At 66.8% G+C, this 8,210-nt stretch carries 12 protein-coding genes; 11 read left to right on the forward strand and 1 reads right to left on the reverse strand.

The window, feature by feature from the left end; all coding sequences use genetic code 11:
- Positions 1 to 24 precede the first annotated feature (24 nt).
- From EHS43_RS30330 to EHS43_RS30365, 8 genes are all read left to right on the forward strand, one after another.
- On the forward strand, positions 25 to 780 hold the full coding sequence (locus EHS43_RS30330) for a response regulator transcription factor (protein ID WP_125193913.1): 756 nt from the start codon (positions 25 to 27) through the stop codon (positions 778 to 780).
- A 112-nt stretch (positions 781 to 892) separates the two neighbouring features.
- The gene (locus EHS43_RS30335) at positions 893 to 1,054 is read left to right on the forward strand and encodes a Flp family type IVb pilin (RefSeq protein ID WP_167368204.1); all 162 of its coding nucleotides are present in this window, start codon (positions 893 to 895) and stop codon (positions 1,052 to 1,054) included.
- The gene (locus tag EHS43_RS30340) at positions 1,051 to 1,668 is read left to right on the forward strand and encodes a pilus assembly protein TadG-related protein (protein WP_125193915.1); all 618 of its coding nucleotides are present in this window, start codon (positions 1,051 to 1,053) and stop codon (positions 1,666 to 1,668) included. The genes EHS43_RS30335 and EHS43_RS30340 overlap by 4 nt, the downstream gene beginning before the upstream one ends.
- A 16-nt stretch (positions 1,669 to 1,684) precedes the next feature.
- A complete protein-coding gene (locus tag EHS43_RS30345) occupies positions 1,685 to 2,263 on the forward strand; it encodes a hypothetical protein (protein ID WP_125193908.1) in 579 nt (192 codons plus the stop codon).
- An 8-nt stretch (positions 2,264 to 2,271) separates the two neighbouring features.
- Complete coding sequence (locus tag EHS43_RS30350) at positions 2,272 to 2,904, forward strand: OmpA family protein (protein ID WP_125193909.1); 633 nt, start codon at positions 2,272 to 2,274, stop codon at positions 2,902 to 2,904.
- 451 nt (positions 2,905 to 3,355) lie between these two features.
- A complete protein-coding gene (locus tag EHS43_RS30355) occupies positions 3,356 to 3,628 on the forward strand; it encodes a hypothetical protein (RefSeq protein ID WP_260470781.1) in 273 nt (90 codons plus the stop codon).
- A 60-nt stretch (positions 3,629 to 3,688) separates the two neighbouring features.
- Entirely contained in the window at positions 3,689 to 5,944 is a 2,256-nt protein-coding gene (locus EHS43_RS30360; RefSeq protein ID WP_260470782.1) for a DUF6571 family protein, read from the forward strand.
- On the forward strand, positions 5,937 to 6,509 hold the full coding sequence (locus EHS43_RS30365; protein ID WP_125193912.1) for a hypothetical protein: 573 nt from the start codon (positions 5,937 to 5,939) through the stop codon (positions 6,507 to 6,509). The genes EHS43_RS30360 and EHS43_RS30365 overlap by 8 nt, the downstream gene beginning before the upstream one ends.
- Before the next feature lie 107 nt (positions 6,510 to 6,616).
- Here the strand turns inward: EHS43_RS30365 and EHS43_RS48170 are convergent, their stop codons facing one another.
- Positions 6,617 to 6,802, reverse strand: coding sequence for a hypothetical protein (locus tag EHS43_RS48170; protein ID WP_185806479.1), 186 nt, complete (start codon positions 6,800 to 6,802; stop codon positions 6,617 to 6,619).
- Here EHS43_RS48170 and EHS43_RS48175 point away from each other — a divergent pair.
- From EHS43_RS48175 to EHS43_RS48185, 3 genes are read left to right on the forward strand one after another with little or no spacing between them, the layout of a single operon-like run.
- On the forward strand, positions 6,785 to 7,111 hold the full coding sequence (locus tag EHS43_RS48175; protein ID WP_185806480.1) for a hypothetical protein: 327 nt from the start codon (positions 6,785 to 6,787) through the stop codon (positions 7,109 to 7,111). The genes EHS43_RS48170 and EHS43_RS48175 overlap by 18 nt on opposite strands.
- Positions 7,108 to 7,659, forward strand: a complete 552-nt coding sequence (locus EHS43_RS48180; RefSeq protein ID WP_260470783.1) for a hypothetical protein — start codon at positions 7,108 to 7,110, stop codon at positions 7,657 to 7,659. Before EHS43_RS48175 ends, EHS43_RS48180 begins: the two co-directional genes overlap by 4 nt.
- Complete coding sequence (locus EHS43_RS48185; RefSeq protein WP_260470784.1) at positions 7,656 to 8,144, forward strand: type VII secretion system-associated protein; 489 nt, start codon at positions 7,656 to 7,658, stop codon at positions 8,142 to 8,144. Before EHS43_RS48180 ends, EHS43_RS48185 begins: the two co-directional genes overlap by 4 nt.
- Positions 8,145 to 8,210: the final 66 nt, after the last annotated feature.

The raw sequence follows: 8,210 nt of genomic DNA on the forward strand, positions 1-8,210 counted from the left end.
GAGCACCCCGCCCCACCGGTCGCCCTGTTCCCGACGGCCCCGGCCACCCCCGTCCGGATCGTCGTCGCCGACGACAACCCGGTGGTCCGAGCGGGCCTCACCGCCCTCCTGTCGGGCCGCGCGGACCTCACGGTCGTGGCGGAGGCGGCGGACGGCCGCGAGGCCCATGGGGCCGCGAGCCGGCACCGCCCGGACGTGATCCTGCTGGACGTCCGGATGCCGGGCGTCGACGGCCTCTCGGCGCTCCCGTACCTGGTGCCGATCGCCCCGGTGCTGATGCTGACGTACAGCGGGGAGCCGAAGACCGTCCAGGAGGCGCTGCGCAGGGGAGCCGACGGCTACCTCGTCCACGGCGAGTTCACGGCGGACCAGCTCGCCGCGGCCGTCCGGGACACCGCGCGGGGCCGCACCCACCTCACCCCCACGGCGGCCGGCGCCGTGCTGTCCCAACTACGCGATGCGAATGCACACGTAGACCCCCATGTCCCCACCTCCGTACCGCGAATCCCCCTCAAAGGGCTTTCGCAACTGCAATCATCTGTGGGACAGTCGTCCTCGGACAGGTCGCGTTTCCAACTCAGCGCGAGGGAGGCGGAGATCATGGACCTCATCGCATCCGGCATGACCAACCAGCAGATCGCCGCCGCCTGCTTCATCAGCGAGAAGACGGTCAAGAACCACATCAACCGCATCTTCGCCAAGCTCCACAGCACGAGCCGCTCCGAGGCGGCCGCGAAGTGGCTGGGCACGGCGCCGAGTTCGGGCCGAGGGGTGGGGTGAGCCGTGACGACACGAGCTTGGGCCCGGATTTGGGCCCAGGGGCCCTGCGCGGAACGCGATCCGCGGGACTACGTTCCGGTTGTCGATGGCGGCGACACCGAAGGGTCACACGATGAGCAACCGGTTCAACGACGACAAGGGTCAGACCGCGGTCGAGTACCTGGGCATCATCGCGGTGGTGGTGGCGATCGTGCTGGCGATCACGGGGACGGACATCGGCAACACGATCTACACCGCGATCGTGGACAAGGTCAACGAAGTCATCAGCGGCTGACCGGGCCTCGCAGACACGACGACGCAGGGCAGGCTTTCCCCATCTACATCACGGTGGTGGCGGGCCTGCTCTTTCTCGCGTTCGCCTTTCTCGCGGTAGGCCAGGCCGCGGCGAATCGCAACGGGGCCCGGACGGCGGCCGACGCGGCGGCGCTGGCGGCGGCCCTGGACACACGGGACAAGCTCACCGACAAGTGGGTGGAGAACATCCTCGACCCCACGAAGTGGCTGGACATCTTCAACGGCGTGGGAGTCGAATTCGACGGTTGCGCCCGCGCGTACGAACTGGCCGCGCAGAACGATGCCACCGGACTGGGCTGCCAGTCGCTGCCCGGGGTACCGCCTGGCTACACGGTCGAAGTCAGGACGAACAAGACCATCGGTGATTCCATTGTCCCCGGAGTCGAGGGCCGCCAGTCCACCGATACGGCCACGGCGGTCATCAAAGGACTCTGCGACTTCAAACTACCCGGCGAAGACGCGGACGCGGATGTGCTGCCGAAGCTCACCTGCAAGGACGGCCGCGAGTGGACCCTGGACCCCGAGCACCTCACGGACCTTCCGGGACCGGAGGACCTCTTCGACGTCCATCTGGCACGAGCGAACGACGAGTGACGAAGGAAGCGGAGTGATGAGCATTCGGTTCACGGCGAAGGCCCGCAAGGGGATGGTCGCGTTGGTGATCGCGGCCGGACTGGCCGTCGGTGTGGCCGGTTGCAGCGGAGGCGGCGACGACAAGAAACCGGAGACTTCGGCGTCGGCCTCCCGCACGGGTGGCAGCGACCCGAGTACTCAGGAGGGCGAGTCCGACGAGCCGATGGCGGAACTGAAGGGTTCCAGCGGGCTGTTGCTGCAGATCACCACGGCCACCCGGGACGCCGGCGGCTTTGTCACAGTGAACGGCACCCTGAAGAACGACGGCTCCAAGCGCATCACCATTCCGCCCGCGGTGCGCGGAGACGAGACGGAGATCCTCCGGCACGGTATGTCACTCGGAGGCGCGACCCTGGTCGACGCAGCCTCGAAGAAGCGCTACTACGTGCTGCGCGACACGGACGGCCGACCACTGACGACGACGGGTTTCTCTTCCCTGCAACCCGGCGAATCCCTGGCCGTCTTCATCCAGTTCCCGGCCCCCCCGGCCAACACCACCGACGTCACCTTCCAGCTCCCCACCTTCGCCTCCGCCACCATCCAGATCTCCGGATGACGCCCACCATGACCACCACCCGGACCCCACCCCGCCTGGCCCTGGCCATCACGCTCACGTCGCTCATGGTGGCGCTGACCCTCACGCCCGCCCGGGCCGACGACGGCGGCCCCAGCGTCCCTCCGGGCACCGAACCCTCCGCCACCGCGCCCGTCGAGGTGGACCCCAACGACCCCGACCTCAAGCTCCCGGAAGGCGCCACCCTCGCCGAACCGAAGGTCCTGGACATCAAGCAGGTCGTCGAGGACCAGAGCGGGGACGAACGCCGCGAGGACACCAACGCGGACGTGAAGTTCGCCCTCCAGGCGGAGGTCCTGTTCGGCAAGGACAGCGCGAAGCTGAACGGCGAGGCGAGGGCCCGTATCTCCGCGATCGCCGCCGAGATCAAGAACCAGAACGCCACCCGGATCCGCGTCTTCGGCTTCACCGACAACCTCGGCAGCTACGCCCACGGCCGCACCCTCTCCCGCCAGCGCGCCAACGCCGTACAGGACGTCCTGGACCAGGAGTTGAAGGACGCGGGCATCACCTACGAGGTCCGCGGCTACTCCGAGGACTACCCGATCGCCTCCAACGCGACGGAAGCGGGCCGCAAGAAGAACCGCCGGGTGGAGGTGTCGTTCCCGCGGGGGGAGAGCTGACCCGCAGATCGAGCACTGCGTTCTCGACAACTCCACACTGCCGGTGATGGGCGCCGACACGCAGATTTCCGGCCTCATGCGCGGCGGAGGGCGCCGAGTTGTCGCCGGAGTGGCGCGTACATCCGGCACTGGGCTGGTGCCGGTGTGCCTCTGCGGCTGTGCCTGCCAGTCGGCAGTAGCCGGATCTGCGCCCAGGCCGCGTGCCCGCCGACGGGCGCCACGCATCCGCCGCGTGGACCGGTGTCCCGAGAGCGGAATCGCGTCAAATCCCCTCGGGAGGCCGCGCATCGCGGTGATATTTTGCTTACGCATCGCAGATGAATTTGCTTCACCTATCGAAGACTTCCGCCGGATGAGGAGCGGGAGCCGACTCGGGGGACGGGACATGTCTGGCGGAACGGACATCGAGGATCCGGCAGCACTGAATCGTGCTGGCAGTGGCGCGCAGGAGATGGCAGGACGGACGCGGGCCACCGGCGCCCACCCGGTGGACGAGACCCGCTCGGCGTCCAAGGACTTCGGCAGTGGCAACTGGGACGGCGGTCTCGGCGGAGCACTCGGCGGTCTGGCGGAGACATGGTCGAGCCAAGTCTCGGCGCTCGCGTCCAAGTGCGAGAGCCTCTCCCGTCAGTCCGGGGGCTCGGGCCTGCTCTACCAAAGCACGGAGACAGCGAACACGCAGACGATGCGCTCCCTGTCCGGCAAGCCGTCGCCCTTCGGCTGAGCCCGAGCGAACCCGCCACCGCCCGCTGAGATCACCACACCACGGGGACCTACCGCAGCCATGCCGACGTACGAGCAGCTGTACCACCTCAACCTCAGCAACCTCAAAGCGGCAGCCGACCGCTGGCGGGAGACGGCCACCAAGTTCAAGGGCCTGCACACCGCGTACGGCGACGAGGTGGCCGGACCCTTCAAGCAGGCAGGCTGGCACCAGCCTGCTCTGACGGCGGGCAAGGCGGCCAACGACGTACGTGACGCGCACCAGGAGTTCGCGGACGCCCAGAAGGAGGCAGAAGGCATCGCCGGCGTCCTCGCCTCCCTCCACGCGGAGTTGACGAAGACGAAGAGCGATCTCCACAAGTTGGCCGACGTCGAGGCCAAGAAGCAGGACCTGCACGTGAGCGCGACGGGAGTCGTCACCCCGCGCAACGACGCTTCCCAGGACTCCATCGGCCGCCGGGACCCCGACGGCCAGGCCCTGATCCGCGAACAGCAGCAGGCCTGCGACGCCTTCGCCGCCCGCATCACGGCCGTACTCCAGCGTGCCGCCGACGCCGACGACACCGCCTGTTGGGCCCTGCGCCGTGACCTCGGCGGCTACACGGACAACTTCAACTCCAAGGTCGTCATGACCTTGGACTCCGCCGACGCCACCCACGCGGCCGAGCTGATGAAGAAGGGCGACAAGCTCACGGACAAGGAGCTCACCGAGCTCAATCACCTGCTGAAGTCCAACCAGGGCGACGCGGAGTTCTCCACCAACTTCTACAAGCAGCTCGGCCAGAAGGGCACGCTCCAGTTCTACGGCCAGCTCGCCCTGCAGACCGCCGACGCGAGTGACGGACGCAAGGCCTTGCTCCAGCAGCTGCAGCGCAACATGGGCAACAACCTGGCCACCGCCACCAACTCGGACAACAAACCGCATCTGGATGGAAAGTGGGCCGCCGAACTCCGCAAGCTCGGCACCCAGCACATTCCGCTGTACCCGGACAGCATGCGCGAGGGCCCCTACGGCTACCAGCTCCTCGGCGACATCCTCCGCTACGGCGACTACGACTCCTCCTTCCTCACTCCGATCGCGGAACATGTCACCCAACTCCACGCCAAGGAGCCGTACTTCTTTGCGAGCACGAAGAGCGACTTCGGCGACTCCAGCTACGGCTTCAACCCCTCCGGCAAGAACGGCGCGGGCTACGACCCGATGAACAGCGTGCTGGAGGCGCTGGGGCACAGCCCGAAGGCGGCGACGGACTATTTCACGCCACCCATGCAGGAGTACGCACAGGACGGTTCCCCGAAGGGCCAACCTCAGGAGACCCTCGACGTCGACGGTTCCAACAACTACCTGGACTACCTCGTCAACAAGGACTACAAGTCCTTCCCGGACATCACGGGGCACGACCCGGACGCGGTGGCGGATTCCATGAACGACTTCCCGGATGCTCTGGGCCACGCCCTCGAAGCAGGTACGACCGGCCGTCCCGCTGGTGCCGACCCTTCTACAGGTCCGCTCGCGCACAGTCCGGAACAGGCTGCTCTCGCTTCCCAAGTGATCAACAAGTTCAGTGGTCCTGATGCCGGCGGACTTCTCAACAGCGACGAGGGGACTGCCCCCTACGCAGCTGCAAGCGACAGTCTTGGCAACATCGGCGCCGAGTACATGGGCGACATCCAACGCTCGATCAGCGGCCAGAGCGGTTTGCCGGTTCAAGGTACGAGTGCTGATCTGGACCCCGAGGTGGCCAAGGAATTCCTCTATCAGGTCAGCCAGGATCCTGAGGCCTATGCCGCGCTCACTGGCTCTCAGCAGGCCTATACGTCGGCAGTCATCGACGCGGAGATCAAGGGACCGGACGACAGCGACGTCTCCCTCACCCAGCGCGTCTCCTCGGCCGCGCACCCGGGAGCCGAGGTCGCGGGCATCATGAGCGCTGCCCGTGCTCACGCCGTTCATGACACGCACGCACACGGGGACGCCGAGTACAACGAAGGCGTCGACACCGCCAACAAGTGGGTCGGTCGCGGCCTGGGCCTGGCTACAGGTGCCATCAAGGTCCCGGTCGTTGGCGACGTCGCAGGCTGGGCGATCGAGGACATCCAGGAGAACGTGGCCAACAGGCTGTACCACGACACTACCAACGAGGCCCAGAGCGAGGCGGGCAGAAGCTACACCAGCGGTGAGTCGGCGTTGCGGGAGGCGGTCCGCGCTGACATCGCCCGTTCCGGAGGGAGCGAGGACTTGCAGGACGCCGTAGGTCGAGAGGTCGACCAGAGCCACGCCACCGGAGCCGAGTGGGGGGACCAATACCATGGCTGACCGCTGGTCCAGCCGCCGTATGGGCTGCGCAGTACTTTCTGCCACCGCGCTTCTGCTTGCTGCCTGCTCCGGTGAGGAGAAGCCCGAAGTCGCATATGCCTTGCCTGACACCTTGTGCGGAGCACACGTGGGGAAGCAGGCTATCGAGCCCCTCTTTCCACCAGGGAGCAAGCTGACGCACACCGGCGACGCCCTCGACAACGGAAAGTACGCTTCGGGGTGCGACTATGCGGTCGACAACGCCAAGAAACTCCTCGTCAGCAGCTTCTTCCACGAGGACACACCAACTGCCCGCCAAATCGCCGAGAAGAGGGCCACCGAGTACGGCAGCGGAAACAAGAAGGTCACCGTCGAGGCCTCTGGCGACGTCGCCTTGTACTCCCGTGGTGCTGTGGCGGTGGCAGCGTGCCCTGGTTACTCGCCCGATGCGGGCGACCTTCCCAGAACCAGTTTCTCAGTGGAGATCCTGGCGTTCTACCCCAAGGATCTCTCCAAGGCGGACAAGACGCTCACGCAGTTGGTGAAAAAGCTTGTTCCGGTCGTGGCCAAGGCCAACGGCTGCTGATTCAAAACTCATCGGAACTCGCTCACGAGGTGCGGCTGTATCCGCTGAAAGCGGAGGCTCCCAGCGGCTTCGCCACGTTTTTGGGCTTGATCACCCTCTGCTGACGGCTACTGCTGGGGCGGCCGCTGGTTGTGGGGCGGGGCGGGTTGCTGCTGGTACGGATTGTGTGGCTGTGGTGAGACCGGCTGCTGGTACGGGTTCTGCTGCGGGTAGGGCTGCTGGCCGTACTGCCGGTAGCTGACGGGGGCGCCGAGTCCGCTGTTGCCGTTCCTGCCTTGCCTGGATCGCTTCACGATCAGGAGGATGACCAGGCCGACAAGGGCCAGGCCTACGACACTGATGACGGTCCAGACGATGGCGGCCTTCTGGTCCGTCTTCTGTTGCTGTTCGTCGGATACGCCGATTGCGGGAGCGGCGGATTTCTCCTTGAGAGACTTCCACGAGCGCCCGAGGGAACGCCGGGCCTGTGGGTGGAGAAGCTGAGCCACTACGGCGCCAATGAGCGTGAACTGCTGCTCGGCAACGGCAATAAGTACACGATCACCGAAGCATTCGAGGATGCGCACGGGCAGTGGCAGATCTACGGAAAGATCCATCAATGAGTGAGCAGCACAGGCCTGATGAGCACTCCGAGGAGAGGCCCTTCTCCCGGCTCGCGGATGACCTGCAGCCACGCCTGATTGGCGGCCCCGACGACTACGTGCTGCGGGCGAACGGCCCCGTGCAGTACGTCGTGGTGGCCAATATAGAGGGGATCCTGGGTGCCCTGTTCGCTTCGGATGCGGAGGGGGCCGTCAGCTATGTGGTGCGCCGCGAACAGGGCCCTGACGCCAGTAATTCCAGCGGCTTCTGGAGAGACCTGCGGCGATCCGCGAAACAACGGGGCCTCGCTCCCACCGAGGCATTGGCCGAAATGGTGCAGCAAGGCGGTTACCCGTTCCCGGGGCGGGCGCTGCCCGGTCCGTGGCAGGAGGCGCCCAGCCTGGCGGCATTGAGGGAAGAGATCGTCGGCGACGGCAAGTGGCACCGCGAGCCACGCGATCTGAAGATCCATGCGTACCCCGTCATCCCCTTCCGCGGCCCGAAGATGCTCGCACCCCAGGTGACCGAGGAGATGCGGCGTTCCGCCCGGCGCCCGCCGGCAGGGTGATCTTCGCCATCGACCCGGCCTACACCAATCCGCACGGCGAGGTGCCGGACCAGGGGAAGCTGGGCGGCTGGCCCATCGACGAGAACGGCGAGATCGGCGAGTTCCATTTCAACCCCGACTACGAGCCCACCCTCACCGCGCTGCGGTGGCGTGCTCCGGAGAATGACGTGGAAGCCGCGTTGCAGGCGTTCCGGGCTCGCCGAGGCACGGCCGAGGCATTCCTGGACGCCCTCCGTGCGGGCACCGTGCTGGTCTCCGTCGAGGCGGACGGCAAGCTGCGCTTCCGCGACGGCGACGACGGCGAGCGTCACCTGGACGTGTACACCAGCGCCCACCACGTCCCGGACGACGGTCGGCAGGTGCGGGCGATGAACGGAGGGGAGCTCGCCAAGGTCCTGTACGGCTGCTATGTGGCGGTCAACACTGGCAGCAATCTCAACTTGCGGTTCCCATCGGCCGATCTCGCCGTCAGCGCGTTCGGCTGAGTCGACCGAGGCGGCGCGTCTCTACGCCCCGTCACTCCACCACGATCTCCACCCGAACCCCCACCC

Source organism: Streptomyces sp. RP5T, assembly GCF_003933965.1.
Lineage (GTDB): Bacteria > Actinomycetota > Actinomycetes > Streptomycetales > Streptomycetaceae > Streptomyces.

Bases quoted from the DNA above. Each gene is read 5' to 3' on its own strand.
- EHS43_RS30335 (WP_167368204.1), top strand. From the start codon at position 893: ATGAGCAACCGGTTCAACGACGACAAGGGTCAGACCGCGGTCGAGTAC.
- EHS43_RS30345 (WP_125193908.1), top strand. From the start codon at position 1,685: ATGAGCATTCGGTTCACGGCGAAGGCCCGCAAGGGGATGGTCGCGTTG.
- EHS43_RS30350 (WP_125193909.1), top strand. From the start codon at position 2,272: ATGACCACCACCCGGACCCCACCCCGCCTGGCCCTGGCCATCACGCTC.
- EHS43_RS30355 (WP_260470781.1), top strand. From the start codon at position 3,356: ATGGCAGGACGGACGCGGGCCACCGGCGCCCACCCGGTGGACGAGACC.
- EHS43_RS30360 (WP_260470782.1), top strand. From the start codon at position 3,689: ATGCCGACGTACGAGCAGCTGTACCACCTCAACCTCAGCAACCTCAAA.
- EHS43_RS30365 (WP_125193912.1), top strand. From the start codon at position 5,937: ATGGCTGACCGCTGGTCCAGCCGCCGTATGGGCTGCGCAGTACTTTCT.
- EHS43_RS48180 (WP_260470783.1), top strand. From the start codon at position 7,108: ATGAGTGAGCAGCACAGGCCTGATGAGCACTCCGAGGAGAGGCCCTTC.